This window comes from Micromonospora sp. NPDC049523, from assembly GCF_040676775.1.
Lineage (GTDB): Bacteria > Actinomycetota > Actinomycetes > Mycobacteriales > Micromonosporaceae > Micromonospora_G.
This window is the reverse complement of the sequence record NZ_JBFAPP010000019.1, coordinates 1-25,386: the sequence shown is the minus strand read 5'-3', so window position 1 is coordinate 25,386 and position 25,386 is coordinate 1. Positions and strand designations below refer to the sequence as shown.

Here is a 25,386-nt window from a genome sequence, read left to right as displayed (position 1 = left end):
CCTCCCGCTCACGCGTCGCCGACGTACATGACCACACCCGGTCTTGTCCCGCTATCGCCGAGCACCAGCCGGGGGCGTAGGCAGTCGAGCACCTCACCGGGCTTGACCCCGGGCTGCGCCGGCAGGCGTACGTCCAGCGTCTGGTCGGTGGTCCGCTGCTGGATCAGGTCGGCGTAGCGACCCTTGAGGTGCAGGGCCTCGAACTTCGGCAGGAGCCTCCGGTCCGGCCGCCGGTCGAGCCGTTGGTCGAACTGGCGCTCGAACTGCTGGTCGAACGGCTGGTCGACCTGCCGTTCGAGCTGCTGGGCCCACTGCCGACCGAGTTGGGCAACGGTGGCGTCGACCAGGGCGGACGCGCGGCTGCGGAAGGTCCCCCACCAGCTGTCCGGTGCGACGAGTGGCTGGTGCACCACGGAACGCAGCACCTCGGCGAGACCGGCGGCGCGGATCAGCCGCTGGGCCGGGTCGCCGCCCCCGGTGGAAAGGTTCGGCTGCCCCGCGTAGGACTGGATCGCGTCGTGGAGACGCTTGCGGTACCGCTCCTGTTCCTCTTCCTCACGCAGCGGCTCCAGCTTGGTCTCACGTACGTGCAGGGCGAACCTGTCGTTGGCCACCAGCCACTCGATCTGGGTGGCGTACGAGGTGACGCTGAAGTGCTCCTCGAAGACGGAGTTGGAAGCGGCGAGGGCCCCCTGCGAATGGGCGCCCCGCGGGTCCAGGCACACCCCGGGTGCGCCGCCCAGCCGAGGGATGATCCGCCGGTGCAGGTCGTCCGGGAGCATGGTCCACTCGCCGTCCGCGGAGCGCCACTCGGCTGGCACCGCCTGGGCCGCGTCACCGGCCCACTGCCGCGCGGAGGACGCCGGCAGGCGCAGCAGACCGAGGTGGAAGCTGTGCCAGCGAGCCGCCAGGGTTTCGCCGGGGGCCGGGGTGTCGCCGAGCCACCCCCGTACCCGGTCGTCGGCGACGAATTTGGCCAGAATCCGCTCCACCTGTTCCGCGACCTGGGCCGGGACGACGTCCGGCCGGGCACCCGGAGCCTGGTCGTGCGGGTCGTGCCGGCTCGTCACCTGCTCGGCACGCATCTCGGTACGAACCTCGGTACCCGCTGACGACTCCCCGGTGGGCCGGTCCGGCGTAGGCGCCTGGGCGCTCTCGCTCCCGTCGGTCGTCCCGCTCGTGACGGTCGCCGTGGCCGTCCCCGGCTGAACCGAGGCGGTCGGAGCAACCGCGTCGACCGCGTCCGGCTCCCGCACCTCCGGCCCGGACCGGGATGTCGGGGACGTGCGCCCGGGGGTGTCGGGCTCGGTCAGCTGCCAGACCCGCGTACCCAGTTCGTGGATCCGGCGCCACCGGTCGGCACGTTCGGCCGCTTCGTCGGAGTTGCCGGCGGCGCCGAGGTGTTCGATCCGCTCGGTCAGCAGCGCGGTGTATACGGCCCCGGCGACCTGGGGCAGGTGCGTACGCAACGCGTCCGCGGCCGGGCCGGCGTCCCGGAGCACCTCGCCCAGCAGTTCCTCGAAGCCGTGCCGGGTGGACTCGGTCTGGTTGTCCATCAGTGTGTCCCGTCGAATGGGCTGTCGTGGTCGTCGAAGTCGGACTGCGGGGTGCCCAGCGGCAGCCGGAAAACCAGGCCGCGCTCGTGTTCGATGTCCAGCACGGTCGATGTGGTCCACAGCGGTGGGGCACCGGCGTGTACCCGGATCGCCCCACGGGCGTCCAGGCTGACCACGTGCGTCGCCTCGGTGTCGTACGCCGCGACGAGCGTGCCGAGCAGCCGCTCCCCGCCGTCGTCGGTACGGATCAGGAACGTCCAGCCGTCGTCGCCGGGAGGCGGCAGGGGGAGGTGCCCGAGCACACCGGCCCGACTCGCACCCATCTCGTCGACGAAGGTCTCGCGGGTGAAGGGCCGACTGCCGGTGGCGGTGCCGAAGGCAGGTCGGGCCGGTTCACCGTCGGGCAGTTCGACGAGGATCCGGTCGGCCAGCCGTAACACGTCGGCCGGTGCACCTTCCGACCCCGTCGGCACGTGCAACGCCGGCTGCGACTCGTCGACCCGCAGGTACGGCCGGTTGCCCTGCCAGAGCAGCAACTCCAGGTTCAGGCTGCCATCGACCTCGATCCCGGCGGTGATCCGCGCCGGCCAGAGCTTGCGGTCGAGCGACAGTCCCAGGTCGGCGGCCCGGATCCGGGCGTCGAGGTCCCGCCACTGGAACGAACCCCAGGGCAGCGGATGGCCGCCGTCGACCTGACGCTCGATGACGCACCGGTCACCGAGGGGACCGAGGTGGGCGAAGGCGCGCAGCCGCCCGTCGGCGAACTCCTCGAACGGTGTCCCGGCCGGCAGCACGATCCGGTTCCGGTCGGCCCGGCTGCGTACCGCCAGCGCGCAGGGCAGTTCCAGCAGCAGGTTGTCGACCTCCACGGCAACCTCGGTCACGCCCTGCCGGAGCAGTTCGGTGTCCGCGTCCGGCGCCCCGAGCGAGCTGATCGACGCGGCCCAGGCCGCACCGATCGAGGCCGCGTTCTTCGGGTACGTCCGCTCGACGACAACCTCTACGGCCGGCTCACCGCGCGGACGGCGGGCGGCGAACTCCCCGGCGACCACCTCGGCCGCGAGCGCGAGTTGGCTGGCCTTGCCGGTGAGGATGATCCGGTCCAGCCGCTCGGTGGCGTCGAGCCGGCTCTCGGCAAGCCCCGCCGCGAGCTTGCTGATCTCGACCAGCATCGGCCTGGCGACGCCGACGAACGACCCGTACCCGATCTCCACCGGGCCCTGGCCGATCTCCGCCGGCTGGTCGGTGGGGACGCTGTCCAGCGCCCGTACGATGTCCTGCACGTGGTCGGTGGCGAGCCGGTACGGCGTACCCGGGGCGATCTGTTTCTTCGCCTCCTCGGCCCGCCGCCAGATCGCCCAGAAGGTCTGCTCGCGGACCTGGTTCGAGCCGGGCCCCACCCGGTGCGGGTCGAACCGGGTGCCGACGACACGTTCGACGTTGTCCCGGACCCGCTGCGCCGCGTCACTGTCCGGCACGTCGGTGTCCCGGCGCAGCGCCTCCAGCGTCCGTTCGACCAGGCTGCCCGGTACGTAGCGGCCGGTGTCGTCCTGGTAGGACCGCTCCAGGTTCGCCGTCACCCCGTCCTGCCACTGGCGCCACGACTCGGGGCTGTCGCCGAACTCGCTCTGCTGGGGCGGCGCGATCGTCAGCAGATGGTCGGCGACGACCGCCTTCAGCCAGTGGAAGACCTGGAGGGTGAGGAAGTCGCCGCCGCGCCGGTTGCGACCGCTGGTGCCGCGCAGTTGCGGCACCACCCGGTAGTACCGCCCGGCGGCGCCGCGCTCGACGTCGGGCAGCTCAGGGGTGCTGTCGTGCAGGTGGACCGTCACCAGGGCGATGTCGGTGGTACCACCGCCGATGTCGATCACCAGCATGTTCTCGGTCCAGTGCCGCTCCTGCCCCGGCACCGGCCGGAAACGCGCCCGCAGCGCCTCGATGCCCAGCTCGTAGTCGGTGCCGAGGTCGCGCATCAGGAAGAACAGCGCCGCCGAGATCGCCTCGTCGTAGCTGAGGTCGACGTCACCGACGCCGAGTACGGAACCGATCACCTCGTCGAGACGGCGGCGGGCCGACGGCGGAGCCATCGTCGGATAGGTCGCCACCACGTGGTCGACCGGTGCGCCGTCCAGCCGGTCCGGGTTCGCCGCGGTGAACCGGTCGGTTTCCTGGAGGAGGAATCCGACCGCCGCGCCGAGCAGGGCGTCGAAGCCGACCCGGCGCGGGTCGTCGGCCAGCGGCAGCGCGTAGTCGGGATCGTTGAGGTGGTGCTTGAGGCCGAGCACGGTGCCGTACGTGGCGCCGTGCGCGAGCGGGATCCCCAACCGTACGCGCAGGTACGGGTCGATCTCGATGACGTCCAGCCGACTCGACACCTCGTCGAGTTCGGTGGCACTGTCCAGGCGTACCGGGTAGAGCGAGTGGTGCGCCAGCGCGGGTGTGCTGAAGGCGGTGTCGTAGCAGTCGTGCAGCCGGGCGGCGAGCCAGGCACCGAGTTGGGGCGTGCAACCGACCTGGGCGTTGTCCAGGGCGAGCAGCACGTCGTAGAGGAGCGGCCCGTTGGTCGACTCGTCGGCGGTGACCAGGTCCTCCAACGCCGACGGGTCCACCTGGGCCAGGTCGGCGGCCACCCGCGTACGCAGCACCGTCCACTCCGCCCGGCACTGCGCCTCCCGAGGCTCGGTGAGTTCCTCGTCGCGGGGCTCGCGGCGCAGCAGGTCGGCCGTCTGCCGGCGCAGTGCCGCCCGCTGGTCGACCGGCAGCGGCAGCGACGGCCGGGGGCGGCTGGGATCGTAGAGGGTGACGGTCGAGTTGGTGGTGCCGAAGTCCACGGCCGCGAACCCGCTGTGGCGGTCGGGGCAGTAGCGCGGGAACGGGACGATCCGGGGATCCGGCGGTGTCGTGGCGGTGCTGTCGCTCATCAGCGCTCCTCGGAGAGCGTGGGCCAGTCGTCGTCGTGGTCGAGTGCCGCCTCCAGCCGCCGCGCGACGACGGCCGGTGGCTCCGGCGGAAGCTGTGCGTCCGGCCCGTCGACCAGGGCCCGCAGTTCGCTGTCGGTACGCGGCAGCCGCTGTTGCAGTGCGCGCAGACTGCGGTGGATCGCCTCGGCCCGCCGGGGCAACTCGACCGCGAGCCGGGCCAGCGCGAGCCGCCGGGTGGCCTCGACCATCTCGCGACGCAGCCGCATCACGGCCATCTGGTGACCTCCGTGCGGGGACCGGGTCCGGAGCCCGCCCTCGGCGGCCCAGGGCAGCGGCCGTACGGGATCGAGCGGGAACGCCTGGCGCAGCGCCTGCCGCTCCGCCGCCGTACGCGGCACCCCCGCCGTCGCGCCTCCCGCCGGCTGCACAGGCGTGCCTGCCGGGTTGTTCTCCTCCGGCCGGACCTGCGCCAACCAGTCGAGTTGGACGGCCCGCCGCAGGTCGGGCAGGACCGGTTCCCGGTTCGGCCGCACCAACCGGCTCCGGACCGGTTCCACGCGCTCCAGCAGGGCCGCCTTCAGTTCGACCAGGCGGCCGGACCGGCGGCTCAGCCAGTTCGCCACCACCGCGTCCACCACCTGCTCCACGGTTGCCGCGCTTTCGCCGACCGCGGCACGGAACCGGGCCTCGAAGACATCCGGGGTGTCGGGCAGTTCGTCGCGACCGAAGCCGGAGCCACGCTTCACGGTCTGTTGGCTCAGCGCGGCGAACAGGACCGGCCACTGGGGCCAGGCGTGGACCTGGGCGGTGACGGCCTGACGTACGGCGTCCTGCGGGGTCATCCCGGTGGCCAGGCAGGCCCGGGAGCCGGCGATGCCCTCCTCGACGTCCTCGATCAGCGCCGCGGTCTCCTGCGCGATCCGTCCCAGCACCTCGCGCAGGTCGTCCTCGGGGCGGGCCGTCGGCGCGGGCTGCTCGGCGGGTGCCCGGTCCAGGGCGACGACCACCTCCCGGATCGCGCCCCGCAGTCCCAGGTGGGCCCGGCCCGCCCGTTCGGCGCGGACGGCCAGGGCGGCGGCCAGCCCGGTGCCGGCGACCGCGGCGCGCAGTTGCTCGTACTCGCCCGGTGGCACCCGCCCGGCGAGCACCGACCGGCTCTCCGGCCCGGCGAGCACGGTCGACGGGCTCGCACCGTTGAGGGTCGCGGTGAACCGTGCGACGGCGGCGTCGGGCCCGGGCAGGACGACCACCGCGCCCGCCCGGACGAGTTCGGACTCGATCAGGTGCCGTTCCCGTCCGGCGGGTCGGTGCGGGTGCAGCATCGGCAGGTCGACCAGGTCCAACGCGTCGCCGTCGAGCTTCCAGAGCGATGCCGGCACCTGCACCGCGACCACCACCCGGGCGACGGCCGGCAGGATGCGGTGCAGCACGCCGTCGGTCAGGTTGGTGTCGGCGGGCAGGGCGACGGCCGGTGGGACGTGTTCGACGAAGGGTTGGCCGAGCCCTCCGTCGGGCCGGGCGAACGGCATCGCCGCGTGGTGCACGGTCGCCAGCCGTACCGGCCGGTCCGTGGCACCGAGCAGGTGCTCGGCGAAGCTCTCCGCCCGGTAGAGGTCGTAGAGTTCGCGCAGCCACCCGCGGCTGTCCGAGGCCGTGGCCGGCCCGAGCCGCCGGGCCTCGGCGATCACCTCGGGCCAGCCCGCGTCGGCGGGCAGCGAATCCCATCCGCCCGAGTCGAGCTGTGCGAGCAGGTCCCGGCGGCACCGGGCCAGGGCATCCCGGTCCAGGATGTCGACGGTGGCCGGGCCGAGCGTCACCGACGGCCCGTCGACGGGTTGCAGCCGTACGACGGTGACGTAACCGGTGATCGTCCTTTCGGGACTGATCCGTACCCCGCGGTCGCCGAGGATCTGCCCCCAGAGGTGGTGGCTGACCACCCGGTCGTCGCCGGCCGACTCGGCCAGCACCGCCACGGACAGCGGGGCGTCCACGGCGTCACGGACCGCCGCACCGGCCAGGTGTACGGGTTCGAGCAGCCCGGCGCTGGGCGAACCCGGCGGGGCGGCGGTGTCGACCTGTCGGAGGAGTCGCTCGGCCCGCGCCCGGATCTGGGCTGCCGAGTCTTCTGATCTGGGCACGGGCTGTTCCTGACTGCTCGTACGGTGTTCCGCGACACCACCGCCGACACACGTTGGTGGCGTCACGGTTACCCGGAGGGGAAGGGCGGAAAGAAATGCGGGGCCCACCGACGAAACGTGGATGTCAGCAAGCTGACAATTCAGCGGACGGAATCAGCAAAAAGGGCCGTACGGACCGACCGGAGGAGCCGATTGGGTCGACGGCGTACGCGCGAGAATGAGACCGAGGTTTGCCATGCCGCTATTGCAGCGGATCACGCAGTCGCGATTGCCATCATCAGATGGGGTTCGACTGTCGCCTGCGCGCAGAACACCACATAGGACTTTGCAACCGGGTCACCTACACCGGTTTGTCCGTCTGATCCATGTACGCGGATGGGGCGGGAACGGTCCGGCCGCTCAGTGCACCAGCGGCACCATGTTCCGAGTGATCTTGCCGTCCGGGTTGTAGACCACGCACATGATGTCCCGGTCACCGTCGGCCCAGGTCTCGGCCGTCGGCAGGATCGGGAAGAAGTTCAGGCCCGACTCCTGCGGGGTGCCCCACCGTCGGTGGAAGTCCTTCCCGCACTCGGCCCAGCCGTACGCGGCCACCGCCGGCCGGTTCCACTCCCCGTCAGCGACGTGCACGAAGCCGAACGACTCGTTGTCGGCCCGTTCCTCACACGCCTTGTAGATCACCACCACGTCGTTCGACCGCTTCGAATAGGCGGGGTCGGAAAAACACTCACCGCCCTCGATGTTGAGGATGCCGGTGGTCTCCGCGGAGATGAAGTCGTCGCCCTTGACCGCGATCGGCTGCGCCGGCTCGGCCTTCGGGAAAACCGCGATCAGCGCGACGGCGGCCACCGCGGCCCAGCGGCGACGGCGCTGCAGCAGTGAATTCGGCAGGGCGAGAGTCATCGACGCGGCCTGTTCTGGACGGGCGGTACGGGCTACCGGACGGGCCCCGCCGCATGGTAAGTGGGCATTGGTGAACCGACGGGGGACATGAGCGGTCCGCCCGACGGCCACCGGATGACGCCCGGCGCGAGCTTCGCCGTAGTGATCATCAGTTCACCTGGCGGCAAGCCAACCGTCGAGTGGAGGTCGGCCTATTCCGACTCAATGCGAAGGTCCGCCGCGCTCCCGCTGGTGGACGATCCACTTCTCTTGAGGGGTGACCCCTACCTTGGACGACAACAAGCGACCGTGGAACACGGGCTCGCGGCGGGCGAAACTCGCCGCCGTGGGTGCCGCCGCGCTCATCGTCGGCGGCTTCGCGTTCGGCCCGTCGGCGTTCGGTGACGCCGCGCCGACCAAGTTCCCGGCGGCCGAGATCTACAAGCCCTCCCCGATGCCCGACCGCGTCATCCTGACGCCGACCGCCACGCCGGCCACCTCGCAGAAGGTGACCTGGCGGGCCGAGGCGTCGGCCGAGTGGGCCCAGGCCCAGATCCTCGAGGCGCCCAACGCACTCGGTGACGTCGCACCGGCAGCCGGCGCGGTGTCCACCGTCAAGGCGAGCGCGAACTCGGCGGTCAACACCTCACTCGGCTACGCCTCGACCTACCACACGGTCGAGTTCACCAACCTCAAGCCGAACACCCGCTACACCTACCGGGTCGGCGACGGCACCAACTGGAACGAGTGGTCCGACTTCACCACCGCGGACTCGGCGTTCTCGCCGTTCTCGTTCATCTACTACGGCGACGCGCAGAACTACATCGACTCCGCGGTGCCGCGGGTGTTCCGGCAGGCCTTCGCCGACCGGCCCGAGGCCAAGATGGTCGTCAACGCCGGTGACCTCATCGACAGCGCGAACAGCGAAGAGCAGTGGGGCCAGTGGTTCGACGCCGACGGCTTCATCAACAGCCAGGTCAACAACATCGCGATCCCCGGTAACCACGAGTACAGCGGCTCCGCGCTGTCCTCGTTCTGGGCACCGCAGTTCCCGTTCCCGTCGAACGGGCCGCAGTGGCCGGCCGGGACCGAGTCGGCCCTGGACAAGACCGCGTACTACACCGACTACCAGGGTGTGCGGTTCATCGGGCTGAACAGCAACGTGCAGAGCATCCCCGAGGTCATGGCCGCGCAGACCGCGTGGCTGGAGAGCCTGCTCAAGGACAACCCGAACAAGTGGACCGTGGTCACCTTCCACCACCCGGTCTACTCGAACACCGGCTCCCGCAACAACCCGCAGGTCCGCGACCAGTGGGGCCCGCTGCTGGAGAAGTACGGCGTGGACCTGGTCCTGCAGGGCCACGACCACTCGTACGCCCGGGGCAACGTGGCGGCGAACCGTAAGTCGAGCACCGTGCACAACGGTGTCGTCTACGTGGTGTCCGTCTCCGGCGGCAAGATGTACGAGCTCAACGGTGGCGAGAACTGGACCGGTAACGGTGCGGAGATCAGCGACCGGGACGAGAACGTCCAGCTCTACCAGATGATCGACGTCGAGAAGGACTCGATCCGGTTCGAGGCGCGTACCGCCACGGGCAAGCACGAGGACGGCTTCCTCATCCGCAAGAACGACGCGGGTGTGCGTACCGTCAACGAGTTCCGCACCCCGGAGAACACCACCGGCGAGCGGGCCCTGACCGCCCAGAAGACCGTCGCCGTCGGCGAGAAGGTCCAGGTCAAGGCGTACAACTACGACCCGAACGAGACGGTGAGCGTGTACCTGCGCAGCACCACCCTCGGCGAGGGCAAGCCCGGCGTCCTAATCGCCTCCAAGAAGGCCGACGAGCTGGGCCAGTTCAACTACACCTTCGCCGTGCCGGAGGGCACCAAGAAGGGCAGCACCCAGGTTGTCTACCTGGTCAGCGAGAACCAGAAGATCACCACCCCGGTGATCACCATCAAGAAGTAATCCGCCCGCAAGCAGTGATCCGCCCCGGGTGCGGACCGGCCACACCGGTCGGTCCGCACCCGGTCCGGCCCGGACAGGAGCCTTTGTGACCATCCGTACGCGCGCACTGGCCGGCACGATGCTGGGCGCCCTGGCCGCGCTGGTCGCGGTCACCGGGCCGGCCAGCCCGGCCTCGGCCCACCCGTTCGGCCCACCGGCCACGGCCCGGATCAGCGCCGACGATACGCGGGTGACCATCAACTGGCTCGCCGCCGAGGACGACTGGGTGGCCCTCGGCCAGTCCCTCGGCGCGTTCGAGGACCCCGCCACGGGCAAGGTCGACACCGGGCTCACCGGCGAGCAGAAGTTGCAACGCTCCCCCGCCGTACACGACTACCTGTTGAAGCGGATCACGGTCAGCCAGACCGGCACGCCCTGCTCCAGCCGCCTCGACACCCTCGAACAGCTGGTCAAGAAGGGCGCCCGGCTCACCTTCGACTGCCCGCAACCGGTCAGCGACCTCGACGTGACGGTCAGCGCGCTCACCGACCTGAACACCGCGTACCGCACGGCGCTCACCTCGGACGTGCCGATGACCCCGACGGAGGCGCTCTTCACCGCCACCGAGGGCAGCCACCAGGTCCGCCTCACCGCGGGCGAGGGCGGCTCCGGTCGCCCGGCCGCCGTGGGCACGGTCGCCGCCGGTACGGGCATAGCCGCGGTCGCCATCATCGCCGGGATGCTGGTGAACCGGCGGCGTCGGACGAGGAGGACGGCATGACCGGGATCAACGGGCTGGACAGCCGCCTGATCGCGCTCTTCGACAGTGGAGCGGTGTTCTGGCTGGCCCTGCTGGTGGCGCTCGGCGTCGGCGCCGCGCACGCGGTCGCACCCGGACACGGCAAGAGCGTGACGGCCGCATACCTGGTCGGCACCCGGGGACGGTATCGGGACGCGGTACGGCTCGGCGCCATCGTCGCGCTGATGCACACTTTCTCCGTACTCGTTCTCGCCCTGGTCTGGGTGGGTCTGACCGGCGCCGCCGGTCTCGGCACCAAGACGATCACCGCCTGGCTCCAGGTGCTCGCCGGGCTCGTGGTGATCGGCGTCGGCGCCCACCTCACCTACCGCCACCTGCGCGGCCACGGCCACTCCCACACGCACGGCCACGGCCACTCGCACGCCCCCGGGCACGGCCACTCGCACGCCCCCGGGCACGGCCACTCGCACGCCCCCGGGCACGGCCACTCGCACGCCCCCGGGCACTCGCATGAGCCGGAGCCGGTGGCCGAGCACTCCCATGACCACGCGGTCGACGGGGCGCACGCGGCGAGCGCCACCGCGACGCTCACCGCCGACCCGGTCACCGCTACCGAGGCGGCGCATCACCACCACCACCATGACGCCGACGAGATGACCGACCCGTGGTCCCGTCGTGGGCTGCTCGCGCTCGGCCTCTCCGGTGGGCTGCTCCCCTCACCGTCGGCGTTCCTGGTGCTGGTCAGCGGCCTGCTCACCGGACGCGCGCTGGACGCGGTGATCCTGGTGATCGTGTTCGGGATCGGCATGGCGGTCACCCTGACCGGGGTCGGCGTGCTGACCATCCGCGGGTACGCCCTGCTCGCGGGCCGATCCCGCTCCTGGTCACCACTCGCGAAGGTGATCGGCTGGGTCCCCGCCGCCGCCGGAGTAGTCGTCGCCCTCGGCGGCTGCCTCTACGTCCTGGCCGCCCTCACCGTCCTCACCTGACTCCCGCGCCGGCACCCCGCCACCCAACCGCAGGCACCGCGACGATCTTGCACGCGACGATCTTGCACTTGTGGCGGCGCACAAATCTGGATGAATGCCCTGATCCGGGCGCCACAACTGCAAGATCGTTGGCGAGATCGGGGCGGGGAGGGAGGGGACGGGGGAGGGAGGGACGGGGGGCGGGGGGTTAGGTCCAGGGGGTTGTGGCGCCGTCGAACTCTTCGAAGACGAGCCAAGTACGGGTGGAAAGCACCCCGGCGATGCCCTGCACCCGGTTGAGCACCACGTCCCGCAGGGCAACGTTGTCCGGCGCCCTGACCAGGGCCAACACGTCGTGGTCCCCGCCGAGCAGGGCCGCGTGCTCGATGTAACGCACCCGGCCCAGTTCCACCGACACCTCCCGCCAACTGTTCTGCTCGATCTTCAGCGCGATGTACGCCGACGTGCCGAGCCCGGCCCGCTCCGGCACCACCTGCGCCCGGAACCCGGTGATCACCCCGTCCTGCAGCAGCCGCTCCACCCGCGCGTACGCGTTGGTCCGGGAGATGTGGATGCGTTCGGCGAGCGTACGGATCGAGGTCCGGCCGTCACGTACGAGTTCGTCGAGGATCCGCCGGTCGACCTCGTCGAGGGGTCGGGCCGATCGTCCCGCGTCGGCGGCGAACGGGCCCCGCTCCCGGTCCTCCTGGTCCATCCGCGTACGCCTCCATTGCCAATCGTCCCGCGTTTCCTGAGGATCTTGAGTCAATCATCCGTGGGCGTGAGCATAGGCGCACCACACGTCCAGGAGGTCCCCGCCGTGACAACCACACCCCAGGCGGTCCGCAGGGCATCCCCGCGTACCCGTCGGGCGGTCACCCCGCCCGACCCGGCCCGCGCCCTGCTGCCCAGTCTCGAACCGGTCCGGATGATCGACGAGCAGGGCAACCGGCTGCCCGAGCGGTCCGACTACCCCGAGCCCTCCGCCGACGCGCTGCGCGAGCTGTACCGGCGCATGGTCATCGGGCGCCGCTTCGACCTCCAGGCCACCACGCTGACCAAGCAGGGTCGGCTGGCGGTCTACCCGTCCTCGCGCGGGCAGGAAGCTTGCCAGGTCGGCGCGATGCTCGCGGTCCGCCCGACCGACTGGGTCTTCCCCACCTACCGGGAGTCGATGGCACTGGTCTCCCGGGACATCGACCCGGTCGAGGTGCTGACCCTGCTGCGCGGCGACTGGCACTGCGGGTACGACCCGGCCGCCCGGCGTACCGCGCCGCAGTGCACCCCGCTGGCCACCCAGACGGTGCACGCGGCCGGGGTCGCCTACGGCGAGGCGTACCAGGGGCACGACACGGTGGCGCTGGCGTTCATCGGTGACGGCGCCACCAGCGAGGGCGACTTCCACGAGGGGGTCAACTTCGCCGCCGTGTTCAAGGCACCGGTGGTCTTCTTCGTGCAGAACAACCGGTACGCGATCAGCGTGCCGCTGTCCCGGCAGACCGCCGCGCCGTCGCTGGCGTACAAGGGTGTCGGCTACGGGGTGCCCAGCGAGCAGGTCGACGGCAACGACCCGGTGGCCGTACTGGCGGTGCTGAACCGGGCGGTCGCGCACGCGCGGGCCGGCAACGGGCCGTTCCTGGTCGAGGCGCACACGTACCGGATGGAACCGCACACCAACGCGGACGATGCCAGCCGCTATCGCGACGGCGCCGAGGTCGACGCCTGGCGCGACCGTGACCCGATCGCCCGGCTGGCGGCCTACCTGCGGCATCTCGGCGTGCTGGACGACGGGGCCGAGGCGGGTATCGCGGCCGAGGCGGAGGCGTACGCGGCCGACCTGCGGGCCCGGATGAACGTGCAGCCGACCGTAGACCCGCTCAGCCTCTTCGACCATGTCTTCGCCGAGCCCACCCCGCAACTGGTGGAGCAGCGCGAGCAGGTTCGCGCCGAGCTGGCCGCGGACGCCGAACAGGCCGCCGACGAACGGGACGCACACGAGCGGGGAGCACGCTGATGGCCGGCACCACGATGGCGAAGGCGCTGAACGCGGCGCTGGCCGACGCGATGGCCGCCGACGAGCGGGTGGTGGTCTTCGGTGAGGACGTCGGCCAGCTCGGCGGCGTCTTCCGGATCACCGACGGGCTGCTGGCCCGCTTCGGTGACCAGCGCTGCTTCGACACCCCGCTGGCCGAGGCCGGCATCGTCGGCTTCGCGGTCGGGATGGCGATGTCCGGGCTGCGGCCGGTGGTCGAGATGCAGTTCGACGCGTTCGCCTACCCGGCGTTCGAGCAGATCGCCTCGCACGTGGCGAAGCTGCGCAACCGGACCCGGGGCGCGCTGAGCGTGCCGATCGTGATCCGGGTGCCGTACGCAGGGGGCATCGGTGGGGTCGAGCACCACTGCGACTCCAGCGAGGCGTACTACGCGCACACCCCGGGCCTGAAGGTCGTCACCCCGGCCACCGTCGAGGACGCGTACTCGCTGCTGCGGGAGGCGATCGCCGATCCGGACCCGGTGGTCTTCATGGAGCCGAAGAAGCTCTACTTCGCAAGTGATCAGGTCAGCCTGCCGGTGACCGCCGAGCCGTTCGGCCGGGCCGTGGTCCGGCGCCCCGGACGGGACGCCACCCTCGTCGCGTACGGGCCGTCGGTCCCGGTCGCGCTGGAGGCCGCCGAGGCCGCCCGCGAGGAGGGCTGGGACCTCGAGGTGATCGACTGCCGCACCATCGTGCCGTTCGACGACGAGACGATCAGCGCCTCGGTACGCCGTACCGGCCGGTGTGTGGTGATCCAGGAGGCGCAGAGCTTCGCGGGCGTGGGCGCCGAGATCGCCGCCCGGGTCCAGGAACGCTGCTTCCACTCGCTGCACGCTCCGGTGCTGCGGGTCAGCGGCCTGGACATCCCGTACCCGGCACCGATGCTGGAGCACACCCACCTGCCGAGCGTCGACCGGGTGCTCGACGCGGTGGCCCGCCTCCAGTGGGACGACCAGCCCGACCGGCGCTGGCTGCCGGCGCTCGAAGGCAGCGCGGCATGAGTGCGGTCGCAGCCGCGCAGGTCTTCCTGCTGCCCGACCTGGGCGAGGGGCTGACCGAGGCGGAGATCGTCGGCTGGCGGGTCGCGGTCGGTGACGTGGTGACCGTGGACCAGAGCGTGGTGGAGGTGGAAACCGCCAAGGCGGTGGTCGACGTGCCCTGCCCGTACGCGGGTCGGGTGGTCGCCCTGCACGGCGCGGTCGGTGAGGTGCGCCCGGTGGGCCAGCCCCTGATCACCGTGGCGGCACTGGACGCCGGCCCGGACACCCCGGCCGAGCCCGCCGCGCACGCCACCTATCGCGAGGAGGAACGGGCCGGCTCCGGCAACGTCCTCATCGGGTACGGCACCGGCCACGGCACCTCCGGCCGACGCCGCCGTCCCCGCCCGGCGCCGGAGCAGTCCGTCGCGGCATCCGAGCAGCAGAGCCGAGCTGACGCCGGCCGGGAGCCCGCGGCCGCCGTCGCGGCTGTCACGCCCGCCCCGGTGACCCCGGTCGCACTCGCCACCAGCGTCGCCCCGGCCACGACGGTCGCCGAGCCGGCGCGGCCGGGCAACGCGCCGCTGGTCCTCTCGCCGATCGTGCGGCGGCTGGCCAGGGAACACGGCCTGGAGTTGGCCGGGCTGCACGGCACCGGACCCGGTGGTGTGGTCCGGCGGGCCGACGTCGAGGCCGCGGTGGCCGCGGCGGCGCAACCCGCACCGCAGCCCGAGGCGGCGCTGCCGGGCTCGCACCGACCCGTCGACAATCAGGCCGGCGCGGACGTGATCATTCCGCTGACCGGGGTCCGCAAGGTGATCGCGGACAAGCTCTCCCGCAGCCGGCGGGAGATCCCCGAGGTCACCATCTGGGTCGACGTGGACGCCACCGCGCTGCTGGAGACCCGCGCGGCGATCAACGCCGCCCGCCCCGACCAGCCGGTCAGCATCCTCGCGCTGCTGGCCCGGATCTGCCTCAGCGGGCTGCGCCGCTACCCTCAGCTCAACTCGCGGGTCGACACCGAGGGCCAGCGGATCGTCCAGTCCGCCGCCGTGCACCTGGGCATCGCGGCGCAGACCGACCGGGGCCTGCTCGTACCGGTTCTGCGGGACGCGTCTGCGCTCACCACCAGCGAACTCGCGACCGCGCTCGCGGAGACGACCGCGGCGGCCCGCGCCGGTACGCTGCCGCCGGCCCGGCTGACCGGGGGCACCTTCACGCTGAACAACTACGGCGTGTTCGGTGTCGACGGGTCGACCCCGATCATCAACCACCCGGAGGCGGCGCTGCTCGGCATCGGGCGCATCGTCGACAAGCCGTGGGTGGTCGACGGCCAACTTGCCGTACGCAAGGTGACCCAGCTCAGCCTCACCTTCGACCATCGGGTCTGTGACGGTGGCGTCGCGGGAGGCTTCCTGCGGCACGTGGCCGACTGCGTCGAACAGCCGGCGATGCTGATCGCCCACTCCTGACCGGAGAAACGGACGCGCCGGCCCCCGGTCGAGGGGCCGGCGCGACGATCAGCGGGTCGAACGGATTGGATAGCTGCCCTGGTAGGCAAGGCGCTTGTCGGCGTCGGCCGCCAACCGGTCGAGGATGTCGTCCAGGTCCATGAATGCCTGCCAGCGCTGCACCCCGGCGGCGTCGGCTATCCGGTCGAGGACCAGGGTTTCCAGGTCGGTGACCCGCTTCGCCTTCCAGATCTTGTCGGCGAGACTGACGAGCAGGTCCTCGACGGGGATCCCGCTCCGGGTCCAACTGCCGTGGCTGCCGGCGAAACGGGCCAGCCGCGCCGGCACACCCCGGGCCAGCAGCAGGGCCTCACCGGCGGGTTCGTGCGCCGTACCGGGGCCGGAGAGTTCCTCGACGTGGACCACCTTGCCGATGTCGTGGGTCGCCGCCCCGTACAGCACGGCCGGACGGTCGACCGCGAGCCCCGGGAAACGACCCGTGACCAGGTCGGTGAGCTGGTCCGCGACGTCGTGTACGGCACGCAGGTGCGCGGCCAGTCGCGGTGGGGCCTCCAGGCTCCGGAGCAGGTCCACCACCTCGTCCGGCAGCGGGCGCAGCGGCATGCCGGTGTCGGTGAGCGCGTTGTCGAGCACCGTGTTCGTCACCGGGGCAAGGGTACCGACGGCCGGCTACAGCAGCTTTTCGATGGTGATCGGCAGCGACCGGATCCGCCGGCCGGTGGCGTGGTGGACCGCGTTGGCGATGGCGGCGGCGACCCCGACGATGCCGATCTCGCCGATGCCCTTGATACCAACGGGGCTGAACCGGTCCGGCTCGCCGACGAACACGACGTCGAGATCGGGTACGTCGGCGTTGACCGGGATCAGGTAGTCGCCGAAGGTCGCGTTCGCGACCCGGCCCGTACCGGGGTCGAATTCGGTCTGCTCCAGCAGCGACATGCCGATGCCCATCACGGTCGCTCCGAGCACCTGACTCCGGGCGGTCTTCTCGTTCAGGATCCGGCCGGCGTCGATGGCGGTCACCACCCGCGCGACCCGCAGCACACCGAGGTCCTCGTCCACCCGTACCTCGACGAACCGGGCGGCGAACCCACCGGCCGGCATCATGCCCGCACCCTCCGCCTTCGGGTCCACGGCGCCGTCGGCGGTCAACTCGTCGAGCCCGTGCCGGTCCAGGATGTCGGTGTAGGTCTCCCCGACCGACGGATCGTCCACCAGGTGCAGCCGCCCGCCACTGGCGGTGACGTCGTCCGGGCTCCGGCCGCGCAGCGGTGACGCGGCGTCGTCGGCGACCGCGTCCAGGAAGGCGCCCAGCAGGTTGCCGGCGGCCTGGTGCAGCGCGCCGCTCAGCGACATCGCCAGCCCCGAGCCGCCGGACTGCGGGGCGAGCGGCAGGTCACTGTCGCCGAGGTCGAAGCGGACCCGGTCGAGGTCGAGGCCGAGCAGCTGCGCGGTCAGCTGGGTCGCGATCGTGTACGTGCCGGTACCGAGGTCGGTCGCGGCGCTGCGGGCGTACGCGGTGCCGTCGCGGCGGATCGAGATCCGGGCCCGGCAGGGGGCCTGGTACCAGTCGAAGGTGACCCCGGCCATCCCGTACCCGATCAACCAGTCGCCGTCGCGCATCGACCGGACCTCGGGATTACGGTCCGCCCAGCCGAACCGCTCGGCGCCGACCCGGTAGCACTCCCGCAGCGCCTTGCTCGACCAGGGCAGGCCCGTGCCCGGCTGGACCTCGGCATAGTTGTGCAACCGCAGCGCGATCGGGTCGCAGCGCAGCCGGTACGCGACCTCGTCCAGGGCCGACTCGACCGCGAAGTTGCCCTGGGTGGTGCCGGGGCCGCGCATCGCGCCGGGGTTCGGGATGTTGAGCCGTACCTGGCGTTCGTGGGTGGCGACGTTGTCGCAGTCGTACGAGTTGGGGGTGGGCATGGTGACGGGTTCGAGGTTGGTCTCCTCGATCCCGATGGTCGAGGTGGCCTCGTGGTCGATGGCCAGCAACCGGCCGTCGCGGGCGACGCCGATCCGCAGCCGTTGCCTCGTCTCGGGCCGGTGGCCGATGGAGGTGAACATCTGCGGCCGGGTCAGCACCACCTTGACCGGGCGGTCGAGCATCCGGGCGGCGAGCACGGTCAGGATCGCGTGCGGCGGGAAGCGGAGTCCGGCGCCGAATCCGCCTCCGATGAACGGTACGAACACCCGTACGTCCTGCTCGGCCAGCTCGAACACGGTCGCCAGGGTCTGCCGGGCCATGATCGGCCACTGGGTCGACTCGTGTACGACGAGCCGGCCGGCCTCCCATCGGGCCACCGTGGCGAACAGGCCGAGCGGGTTGTTGGTCTCGGGGGCGATGGTGAACGTCTCGTCGTAGGTCACCTCGGCGGAAGCGAGCGCGCCTTCGACGTCGCCGCGTGTCGAGTCCATCCCCCACGCGTCGAACTCGAGCGGGGCGTCCGGGTTGGTGATGCCGAGGACCGGGGTCGTCGGCTCGTACTCGGCCTTCACCAGCCGGGCCGCCGCCACCGCCTGCTCGGCTGTCTCCGCGACCACCATCGCCACGTGCTGGCCGTAGTGCACGATCCGGTTGTCCTTGAACGGGAAGCGGGGCGAGGGGCCGAGGATCGTCATCGGCCCGTCCGGGAGCGCGGGCGTGTTCTCGTACGTGATCACGGTCAGCACGCCCGGCGCGGACCTCGCCGCGGCGGCGTCGATCCGGATGATCGTGCCGGCCCCGATGGTCGACTGCACCAGCGCCGCGTGCGCCATCCCCGGATAGGAGACGTCCGACGGGTACGGGGCGGCTCCGGCCACCTTGAGCGGCCCGTCGACCCGGTCGATCGGATCACCGAGCAGCTTGGCGTCCACCGTCACCGGGCTCACGGCCGCGCCCCGGCCACGGTCCGCAGGACGCGGACGATCGTCCGCTTGGCCAGTTCGACCTTGAACTCGGTACCGGGCACGGTGAACGGGTCCCGGATCTCGGCCTCCGCCGCCGCGCGGAAGGTCTCGACGTTCGCGGGCGCCCCGGTGAGGACCGCCTCGGCCGCCCGGGCACGCCAGGGAACGGTCCCGACGCCACCGAGAGCCAACCGGGCGTACGTGATCACGCCGTCGTCGACCACCAGGGCCGCGGCGGCCGAGGTGAGCGCGAACTCGTACGAGGCCCGGTCGCGTACCTTCAGGTAGCCCGAGCGGGTGCCGGGCGCCAGCAGCGGCAGCTCCACCCGTGTGATCAACTCGCCGTGCCGGAGCACGGTCTCGATCTCCGGGCTCTCCCCCGCCGGCAGGTAGAACTCGGTCAGCGGCACACTGCGTTCCCCGTCGGTGCCCCGCAGGTGCACCCGCACGTCGAGCGCGACCAGCGGCACGCACAGGTCGGAGGCGTGCAGTGCGATGCAGCGCTCGCTCGCGCCGAGGATCGCGTGCATCCGCGCCACCCCGGTGACCGCCGCACACCCCGATCCCGGTACGCGCTTGTTGCAGGCCGCCACCGCCGAGTCCCGGAAATACCGGCAGCGCGTACGTTGCAGCAGGTTGCCGCCGATCGTCGCCATGTTGCGCAGCTGCGGCGACGCACCCGCCAGCAGTGCCTCCCGCACGAACGGCACCCGCTGCGCCACCACCGGTTCGGCGGCCAGCGCATCCATCGTGGTCAACGCACCCACCCGCAGGGTGTCGCCGTCGCGGGTGATCCCCCGCAGCGGCAGCCGGCCGATGTCGACGAGCCGGTTCGACCGGATCACACCGTCCTTGAGCAGCAGGTCGAGCTGGGTGGTGCCACCTGCCAGGTAGGCGGCACCCGGGTCGGCGCTGACCAGGTCGACCGCACCGGTCACGTCGTCGGGGCGTACGTACTCGAAGAGGGTCATGACCGCTCACCGCCCGCCGGGACCCGGCCGGCTCCGACGACCTCGACGTGATCACCCTGCGCGGCGACGTCCCGGATCGCCGCCAGGATGTTCGGGTACGCCCCGCAGCGGCACAGGTTGCCGCTCATGAACTCGCGGATCTCGTCGTCGGAACCCGCCCGCCCCGCCCGCAGCAGCGCGACCGCCGACATGATCTGCCCCGGTGTGCAGTACCCGCACTGGAAGCCGTCGTGCCGGACGAACGCCTGCTGCACCGGGTGCAGCCGCCCGTCGGACGACAGTCCCTCGACGGTGGTCACCTCCCGGCCGTCGCACTGGGCCGCGAGGACCAGGCAGGACACCACCGACTCGCCGTCGAGCAGGACCGTGCAGGCGCCGCAGGCGCCCTGGTCGCAGCCCTTTTTCGTACCGGTCAGGCCGAGGTGTTCGCGCAGTGCGTCGAGCAGGGTGACCCGGCTTTCCAGCCGTATTGGCCGCGCCTGCCCGTTGACCCGCAACGTCACCTCGACGTCCGGGGGATGTCCGGCTGTCATGGATACGACCCCTCCGCGTGCTGCTCGGGGGGTGGTGTCCACGAGGCGCACGGACGACGAACGCCCTGCCGGGAATCTACCGGCGCCGGCCACCGGGAGCGGGCCGAACCGGCCAGTAAGGGCATCTTCCAGTGCGGAAAGCACCCTCACTGACCGGCGGCGCCCTCCCGCTACCGACGGGTGGTCAGGATGAGGTCGGCGACCAGGGCGGTCCAGCCGGTCTGGTGCCAGGCTCCCAAGCCGGCGCCGTTGTCACCGTGGAAGTACTCCGGGAACGCGATCAGGTCCTTCCAGTCCGGGTGCCGCTGGAACAGGTCGCAGGCGCCGTACATCGGCCGCCGGCCCCAGTCGTCCGGTACGAACAGCGAGATCAGCCGGTTGGAGAGGTCGTCGGCGATCTCGCTCAGGGTGCGCTTGGTCCCGGACCGGGTCGGGTACTCGATCAGCAGGTCGTCGCCGAAGAACGCGGCGTAGTCGCGCAGCGCGTGGATCAGCAGGTAGTTGGTCGGCATCCAGATCGGGCCACGCCAGTTGGAGTTGCCGCCGAACAGCCCGCTGGTCGACTCGGCCGGCTCGTAGCCGACGGTGAAGTCCTGCCCGCCCAGCGACACCGTGAACGGCTTGTCCAGGTGCTGGCGGGACAGCGTGCGCAGCCCGTACGGGGAGAGGAACTCCTCCTCGTCGAGCATCCGGCCGAGCAGGCGTACCACCTGGTCCGGGCCGACCATGGAGAGCAGCCGCTGCTGGCGGCCGTCCGGGGCGAGCCGGCGGGCGCCGAGCACGTCGGCGTACTCGGGTTTGTGGGTGAGGAACCAGCGCAGCCGGGCGGCCAGCTCGGGCAGCCGGTGCAGGGTCTTCGCGTTCAGTCGGGTGGTGGCCGCCAGCGGCAGCAGGCCGACCACCGAACGGACCTTCAGCGGCACCTTGCTGCCGTCGGGGAGCCGGAGCTGGTCGTAGAAGAAGGAGTCCTCGTCGTCCCAGAGCCCCTGCTTGTACGCCGCCCCCGCGATGTATGCGAAATGCTCGAAGAACTTGGTCGCGATGTCGGCGTACGTGGGGTCGTGCTGGGCCAGGGCGAGCGCCATGTCGAGCAGGTTGAGCGCGTACATGGCCATCCAGCCGGTGCCGTCGGACTGCTCCAGCACCCCGGCCACCGGCAGCGCGGCCGAACGGTCGAACGGCCCGACGTTGTCCAGCCCGAGGAAGCCGCCCTCGAACACGTTGTTGCCGTTGACGTCCTTGCGGTTGACCCACCAGGTGAAGTTGAGCAGCAGCTTGTGCATCACCCGGGCGAGGAAGTCGTAGTCGCGCCCGCCGTCGATCTCGAACACCCGCAGCGCCGCCCAGGCGTGCACGGGCGGGTTCACGTCGGCGAACGCCCACTCGTACGCCGGGATCTGGCCGTTGGGGTGCAGGTACCACTCGCGGAGCAGGAGGACGAGCTGGGCCTTGGCGAAACCGGGGTCGACCCGGGCGATGGTGACGCAGTGGAAGGCCAGGTCCCAGGCCGCGTACCAGGGGTATTCCCAGGGGTCGGGCATGGAGATGACGTCGAAGCTGTTCATGTGCCACCAGGCGCTGTTGCGCCCGTGTCGGCGGCCGGGCGGCGGCGGCAGCGAGGCGGGGTCGCCGTCGAGCCACTGCTGCACGTCGAAGTGGTAGAACTGCTTGCCCCACATCAGCCCGGCGATGGCCTGCCGGGCCACCTCGGCCTCGTGGGCCGGGACGGTCGGCGGGATGATCCGGGCGTAGAAGTCGTCCGCCTCGGCCCGGCGGGCGGCCATGGTGGTGGTGAAGTCCGCGCCGAGGTCGAGTTCCGGGGCCGGGGCGGTGCCCGGGGGCGGGGCGGTCAGGCTGAGCCGGACCCGGATCTCCGCCTGCGCACCCGCGGGTACGTCGAGCACGTAGTGCAGTGCGCCCTTGGTCCCCTGCCGGTCGGGGTTGACCGTGGCCGCGCCGGAAACCACGTGGTCGTTGATCCCGTCCTTCGGGTAGAGGCTGCGTCCCGGCAGGTCCCAGAGCCGTTCGGCGTTGGTTTCGTTGTCGCAGAACAGCGCGGTCGGGTCGCCGTCGCCCTGGAGCACGATCTGGCCGAGGATGCCGTGCTGGCCGACCAGCCGGGCGTCGGCGCCGGTGATCGTCGGTACGGCGTCGCGGCCGGGCAGTCCCCAGGCCCAGGTGTTGCGGAACCAGAGGGTGGGTAACACGTGCAGTCGGGCAGCCTGGTCGCCCCGGTTCGCCACGGTGATCAGGACGCACATGTCGGTCGGCGACGCCTTGGCGTAGTCGACCGTCACCGCCCAGTAGCGGTCGTCGTCGAAGATGCCGGTGTCGACCAGTTCGTACTCGGTTTCGTCGCGGCCACGCAGGCCGTTGACCGAGACCAGGTCGTCGTACGGGTAGCGCGCCTGCGGGTAGTGGTAGCGCCAGCGCATGAAGGAGTGGGTCGGCGTGGAGTCCTGGTACCACCAGTACTCCTTGACGTCCTCGCCGTGGTTCCCGCCGTCACTGCCGAGCCCGAACATCCGCTCCTTGAGGATAGGATCGGCGCCGTTCCACAGCGCGAGGGCGAAGCAGAACGTCTGCCGGTCGTCGCAGACGCCGGCCATGCCGTCCTCGTTCCACCGGTAGGCACGGGAGCGCGCATGATCGTGCGGGAAGTAGTCCCAGGCCGTACCGTGCTCGCTGTAATCCTCGCGTACCGTTCCCCAGGCCCGCTCCGACAGATAGGGACCCCATTGTCGCCAGGCCTGCTCCCCCGAGTCGGCCTGGGCCAACCGGGCCCGCTCCGCGTCGTTGCCCGGTTCTGCGGCGGCCGGCACGTCGCTGATCACCTCCACCTTCTCGATCTTCCGTTGGAAGATCCCTCGCACGAACTTGACCACACTCGCCATTGTTCCTGGGGCGTGTTACAGACACCCTCGTGGGGCGTGCATCGGGAGGAAGATTGATCGAGATCGGCTTCGGTCCGCAGGTCTGTGGCCAACTGAGCGCGGGTGCCAGCCGCGAATGGCTGGTGCCGGACGGTCGGGGCGGATACGCCATGGGCACGGTCAGCGGGCTGCGTACCCGCCGATACCACGGGCTGCTGGTGGTCGCCGGGGACACCCCGGCGCTCCGGCGGCTCGGGCTGGCCAGCCTGGACGCGGCGATCACCCTCCCGACCGGCACCCAGGTCCGGCTGGCCACCCACGAGTGGCACTCCGGCGTGGTCGACCCGCGCGGCTTCGAGCTGCTCGAACGCTTCGACCTGGTCGACGGGCTGCCGCGCTGGCGGTGGCGGATCGGCGACCTGGTGATCGAACGCGAGCTGGCCATGGCGTACGGGCGGTCCTGCGTCGCCGTCGTACACCGGCTGATCTCCGGCGGCCCGGTACGGCTGAACCTGGCCGCCGCCTGCACCTGGCGCGACGTGCACGGCGAACGGCGTGCGGACGGGCCGGCGCCCCGGGTCGAGCAGGTCGCCGACGGGGCGGTCGTCGAGGGGGCGTACCGGCTGTCCGGGCCGGGCTGGCTGCCGGCCGGTCAGTGGTGGCACGGGGTGCACCACCGTGAGGAGGCCGTCCGGGGACTGCACCCGGAGGAGGACCTCTGGCACGCCGGCACCTTCTCCGCCGAGTTGTTCGGCCCCGGCGACACGGTGTCGGTGCTGGCCTGGGCGGACGAGCTGGGCGAGCAGCCGCCGCCGGCAGTGGAGATCGTCGCGCAGGCGCGGCGGCGCAACCGTCAGGTGGTGGCGGCGGCGAAGCCGGCCGACCCGGTCGACGCGACCCTGGCCCTGGCCGCCGACGCGTTCGTGGTGCGTACCGGCACCGGGCCGGACGTGGTGGCCGGTTACCCGTGGTTCGGCGCCTGGTCGCGGGACACGATGACCTCGTACGAGGGGCTGTTCCTGCACACCGGTCGGGCCGACGAGGGCCGGGAGCTGCTGCGGTCGTACGCGGCCACGCTGTCCGAGGGCATGCTGGCGAACACCGCCGACACCGGCCGGGTGGAGTACAACACCGCCGACGCCACGCTCTGGTTCCTGCACGCGGTGGCCCGGCACGTGGAGCTGACGTCGGACACCGATCTCGCCGACGAGCTGCTGCCGGCGCTGCGCGCGGTGGTCGACGGCCACCTCGCCGGCACCCGGTACGGCATCGGCGCCGACCCGGTCGACGGGCTGCTCACCCAGGGCGCCGCCGGTGAGGCACTGACCTGGATGGACGCCCGGGTGTACGGCATCCCGGTGACGCCCAGGGCGGGCAAGCCGGTCGAGGTGAACGCCCTGTGGGTCAACGGGCTGGCGGCGGTCACCGAACTGGCCGGACTGGCCGGGCAGGATCCGGGTGCCGCGCCACGGGCGCACGCGCGGGCGCTGGCCTCGTTCCGGGAGCGGTTCCCGACCCCGGCGGGCTGGCTCTACGACGTGGTCGACGCACCGGCACCGACGTATCCGCTGGGTGGCGCCGTCTTGCACGACGACGACCTGGTCCGCCCCAACCAACTGCTGGCGTGGTCGTTGCCGTACGCGCCGCTCGATCCGGACCCGGCGACCGTACGGCTGCTCGGGGCGGCGCTGCTGACTCCGCTCGGCCCGCGCAGCCTGGCCCCGGACGGTCCCGGCTTCGTGGGCCGGCACCGGGGCGGCCCGGCCGAGCGGGACGGGGCCTACCACCAGGGCACGGTCTGGCCCTGGCTGCTCGGCCCGTACGTGGACGCCGCCCGTCGGGCGGGTGTGCCAACCGGCGATATGTTGATCGGCATAGATTCACATTTGCCCGAATTTGGCCTAGGCTCGGTGAGTGAGACGGCAGACGGCCTGCCGCCACACACCGCCACCGGCTGCCCGTTCCAGGCCTGGTCGGTGGCCGAAGTGTTGCGGGTCCGTCGCAGCTGACCGCACCGCACCGCACAGTTTCACCTCACCGTCACCGGACGGCAACGCCCACGACCCCCGGTCAATACGCATCTTCCACGTTCCGACGCACATATTTCATACCGTCGAGCAAAACCTCATTCGTGCGCTGGACAAAACTGACCGATCGCCGTTACATGACCGCAACGGCCGCGTCTTCGCTGGTTATCTCCGTACCGGCAGGATTGGGCCAACCCAAAGGACGCGCCACGGCACCCGCTCAGGTGTCCACTGGAGCCTGCGCCGAAACAGACTTGGAGGGCCGGTCCATGTCACCGAACGCCGAGGTAATAGACATCCGGTCGGCTCGTAAGCAGCGGATTCTGATGCTCTCGTGGGAATACCCACCCGTCCTCGTCGGCGGACTCGGCCGACACGTACACGCCCTCTCCGTCGCCCTCGCCGCCGCCGGCCACGACGTCACCGTCGT

The 25,386-nt window shown here is 71.5% G+C and carries 18 protein-coding genes; 8 read left to right on the top strand and 10 right to left on the bottom strand.

What is annotated here, in order from left to right; genetic code table 11:
* Nucleotides 1–8: 8 nt before the first annotated feature.
* The 4 genes from AB0J90_RS26025 to AB0J90_RS26010 all read right to left on the bottom strand — a co-directional run bounded on the left by AB0J90_RS26025 (nt 9) and on the right by AB0J90_RS26010 (nt 7,518).
* Nucleotides 9–1,556, bottom strand: coding sequence for a hypothetical protein (locus AB0J90_RS26025; RefSeq protein WP_363600066.1), 1,548 nt, complete (start codon nt 1,554–1,556; stop codon nt 9–11).
* The gene (locus AB0J90_RS26020) at nt 1,556–4,477 is read right to left on the bottom strand and encodes a hypothetical protein (RefSeq protein ID WP_363600064.1); all 2,922 of its coding nucleotides are present in this window, start codon (nt 4,475–4,477) and stop codon (nt 1,556–1,558) included. Before AB0J90_RS26020 ends, AB0J90_RS26025 begins: the two co-directional genes overlap by 1 nt.
* Nucleotides 4,477–6,615, bottom strand: coding sequence for a hypothetical protein (locus tag AB0J90_RS26015; protein WP_363600062.1), 2,139 nt, complete (start codon nt 6,613–6,615; stop codon nt 4,477–4,479). Before AB0J90_RS26015 ends, AB0J90_RS26020 begins: the two co-directional genes overlap by 1 nt.
* 399 nt (nt 6,616–7,014) lie before the next feature.
* Complete coding sequence (locus AB0J90_RS26010; protein WP_363600060.1) at nt 7,015–7,518, bottom strand: hypothetical protein; 504 nt, start codon at nt 7,516–7,518, stop codon at nt 7,015–7,017.
* Nucleotides 7,519–7,774: 256 nt separating this feature from the next.
* On the opposite strand from AB0J90_RS26010, the gene AB0J90_RS26005 reads away from it, so the two are divergent.
* The 3 genes from AB0J90_RS26005 to AB0J90_RS25995 all read left to right on the top strand — a co-directional run bounded on the left by AB0J90_RS26005 (nt 7,775) and on the right by AB0J90_RS25995 (nt 11,194).
* Entirely contained in the window at nt 7,775–9,466 is a 1,692-nt protein-coding gene (locus AB0J90_RS26005) for a metallophosphoesterase family protein (RefSeq protein WP_363600058.1), read from the top strand.
* 85 nt (nt 9,467–9,551) lie between these two features.
* The gene (locus tag AB0J90_RS26000; protein WP_363600056.1) at nt 9,552–10,226 is read left to right on the top strand and encodes a hypothetical protein; all 675 of its coding nucleotides are present in this window, start codon (nt 9,552–9,554) and stop codon (nt 10,224–10,226) included.
* Nucleotides 10,223–11,194 (top strand): hypothetical protein, encoded by a 972-nt coding sequence (locus tag AB0J90_RS25995; protein ID WP_363600054.1) that lies wholly within the window; start codon nt 10,223–10,225, stop codon nt 11,192–11,194. Before AB0J90_RS26000 ends, AB0J90_RS25995 begins: the two co-directional genes overlap by 4 nt.
* A gap of 187 nt (nt 11,195–11,381) precedes the next feature.
* On the opposite strand, the gene AB0J90_RS25990 is transcribed toward AB0J90_RS25995, so the two are convergent.
* A complete protein-coding gene (locus AB0J90_RS25990) occupies nt 11,382–11,888 on the bottom strand; it encodes an Lrp/AsnC family transcriptional regulator (RefSeq protein WP_363600052.1) in 507 nt (168 codons plus the stop codon).
* Between the two features lie 72 nt (nt 11,889–11,960).
* Between AB0J90_RS25990 and pdhA the strand changes: the two genes are divergently transcribed.
* Genes pdhA through AB0J90_RS25975 form a run of 3 tightly spaced genes read left to right on the top strand, consistent with a single transcriptional unit; the run spans nt 11,961 to nt 15,657 of the window.
* On the top strand, nt 11,961–13,187 hold the full coding sequence (gene pdhA / locus AB0J90_RS25985; protein ID WP_363600294.1) for a pyruvate dehydrogenase (acetyl-transferring) E1 component subunit alpha: 1,227 nt from the start codon (nt 11,961–11,963) through the stop codon (nt 13,185–13,187).
* Nucleotides 13,187–14,209, top strand: coding sequence for an alpha-ketoacid dehydrogenase subunit beta (locus AB0J90_RS25980; protein WP_363600050.1), 1,023 nt, complete (start codon nt 13,187–13,189; stop codon nt 14,207–14,209). Before pdhA ends, AB0J90_RS25980 begins: the two co-directional genes overlap by 1 nt.
* Nucleotides 14,206–15,657 (top strand): dihydrolipoamide acetyltransferase family protein, encoded by a 1,452-nt coding sequence (locus AB0J90_RS25975; protein ID WP_363600048.1) that lies wholly within the window; start codon nt 14,206–14,208, stop codon nt 15,655–15,657. The genes AB0J90_RS25980 and AB0J90_RS25975 overlap by 4 nt, the downstream gene beginning before the upstream one ends.
* Nucleotides 15,658–15,705: 48 nt before the next feature.
* On the opposite strand, the gene AB0J90_RS25970 is transcribed toward AB0J90_RS25975, so the two are convergent.
* The 5 genes from AB0J90_RS25970 to AB0J90_RS25950 form a co-directional block, all read right to left on the bottom strand.
* Nucleotides 15,706–16,302, bottom strand: a complete 597-nt coding sequence (locus AB0J90_RS25970; protein ID WP_363600046.1) for an HD domain-containing protein — start codon at nt 16,300–16,302, stop codon at nt 15,706–15,708.
* 24 nt (nt 16,303–16,326) lie between these two features.
* Nucleotides 16,327–18,534: a xanthine dehydrogenase family protein molybdopterin-binding subunit gene (locus AB0J90_RS25965; RefSeq protein WP_363600044.1), complete on the bottom strand. Its 2,208-nt coding sequence runs from the start codon at nt 18,532–18,534 to the stop codon at nt 16,327–16,329.
* The gene (locus tag AB0J90_RS25960; protein WP_363600042.1) at nt 18,531–19,523 is read right to left on the bottom strand and encodes a xanthine dehydrogenase family protein subunit M; all 993 of its coding nucleotides are present in this window, start codon (nt 19,521–19,523) and stop codon (nt 18,531–18,533) included. The genes AB0J90_RS25965 and AB0J90_RS25960 overlap by 4 nt, the downstream gene beginning before the upstream one ends.
* Complete coding sequence (locus AB0J90_RS25955) at nt 19,520–20,056, bottom strand: (2Fe-2S)-binding protein (RefSeq protein WP_363600040.1); 537 nt, start codon at nt 20,054–20,056, stop codon at nt 19,520–19,522. The genes AB0J90_RS25960 and AB0J90_RS25955 overlap by 4 nt, the downstream gene beginning before the upstream one ends.
* A gap of 170 nt (nt 20,057–20,226) precedes the next feature.
* A complete protein-coding gene (locus AB0J90_RS25950; protein ID WP_363600038.1) occupies nt 20,227–22,950 on the bottom strand; it encodes a glucosidase in 2,724 nt (907 codons plus the stop codon).
* Between the two features lie 53 nt (nt 22,951–23,003).
* On the opposite strand from AB0J90_RS25950, the gene AB0J90_RS25945 reads away from it, so the two are divergent.
* Nucleotides 23,004–24,938 carry an amylo-alpha-1,6-glucosidase gene (locus tag AB0J90_RS25945; protein ID WP_363600036.1) on the top strand — a complete coding sequence of 645 codons (1,935 nt, stop codon included), beginning with the start codon at nt 23,004–23,006 and terminating at the stop codon, nt 24,936–24,938.
* A gap of 287 nt (nt 24,939–25,225) precedes the next feature.
* Nucleotides 25,226–25,386 (top strand): glycogen/starch synthase (locus AB0J90_RS25940; protein WP_363600292.1); only part of this gene is annotated, 161 nt, incomplete at its 3' end.

Excerpts from the sequence above, each read along its gene's own strand:
- AB0J90_RS26025 (WP_363600066.1), bottom strand. The coding sequence starts at position 1,556 with ATGGACAACCAGACCGAGTCCACCCGGCACGGCTTCGAGGAACTGCTG.
- AB0J90_RS25980 (WP_363600050.1), top strand. The coding sequence starts at position 13,187 with ATGGCCGGCACCACGATGGCGAAGGCGCTGAACGCGGCGCTGGCCGAC.
- AB0J90_RS26010 (WP_363600060.1), bottom strand. The coding sequence starts at position 7,518 with ATGACTCTCGCCCTGCCGAATTCACTGCTGCAGCGCCGTCGCCGCTGG.
- AB0J90_RS25995 (WP_363600054.1), top strand. The coding sequence starts at position 10,223 with ATGACCGGGATCAACGGGCTGGACAGCCGCCTGATCGCGCTCTTCGAC.
- AB0J90_RS25950 (WP_363600038.1), bottom strand. The coding sequence starts at position 22,950 with ATGGCGAGTGTGGTCAAGTTCGTGCGAGGGATCTTCCAACGGAAGATC.
- AB0J90_RS25990 (WP_363600052.1), bottom strand. The coding sequence starts at position 11,888 with ATGGACCAGGAGGACCGGGAGCGGGGCCCGTTCGCCGCCGACGCGGGA.
- AB0J90_RS25955 (WP_363600040.1), bottom strand. The coding sequence starts at position 20,056 with ATGACAGCCGGACATCCCCCGGACGTCGAGGTGACGTTGCGGGTCAAC.
- AB0J90_RS25975 (WP_363600048.1), top strand. The coding sequence starts at position 14,206 with ATGAGTGCGGTCGCAGCCGCGCAGGTCTTCCTGCTGCCCGACCTGGGC.
- AB0J90_RS25960 (WP_363600042.1), bottom strand. The coding sequence starts at position 19,523 with ATGACCCTCTTCGAGTACGTACGCCCCGACGACGTGACCGGTGCGGTC.
- AB0J90_RS26020 (WP_363600064.1), bottom strand. The coding sequence starts at position 4,477 with ATGAGCGACAGCACCGCCACGACACCGCCGGATCCCCGGATCGTCCCG.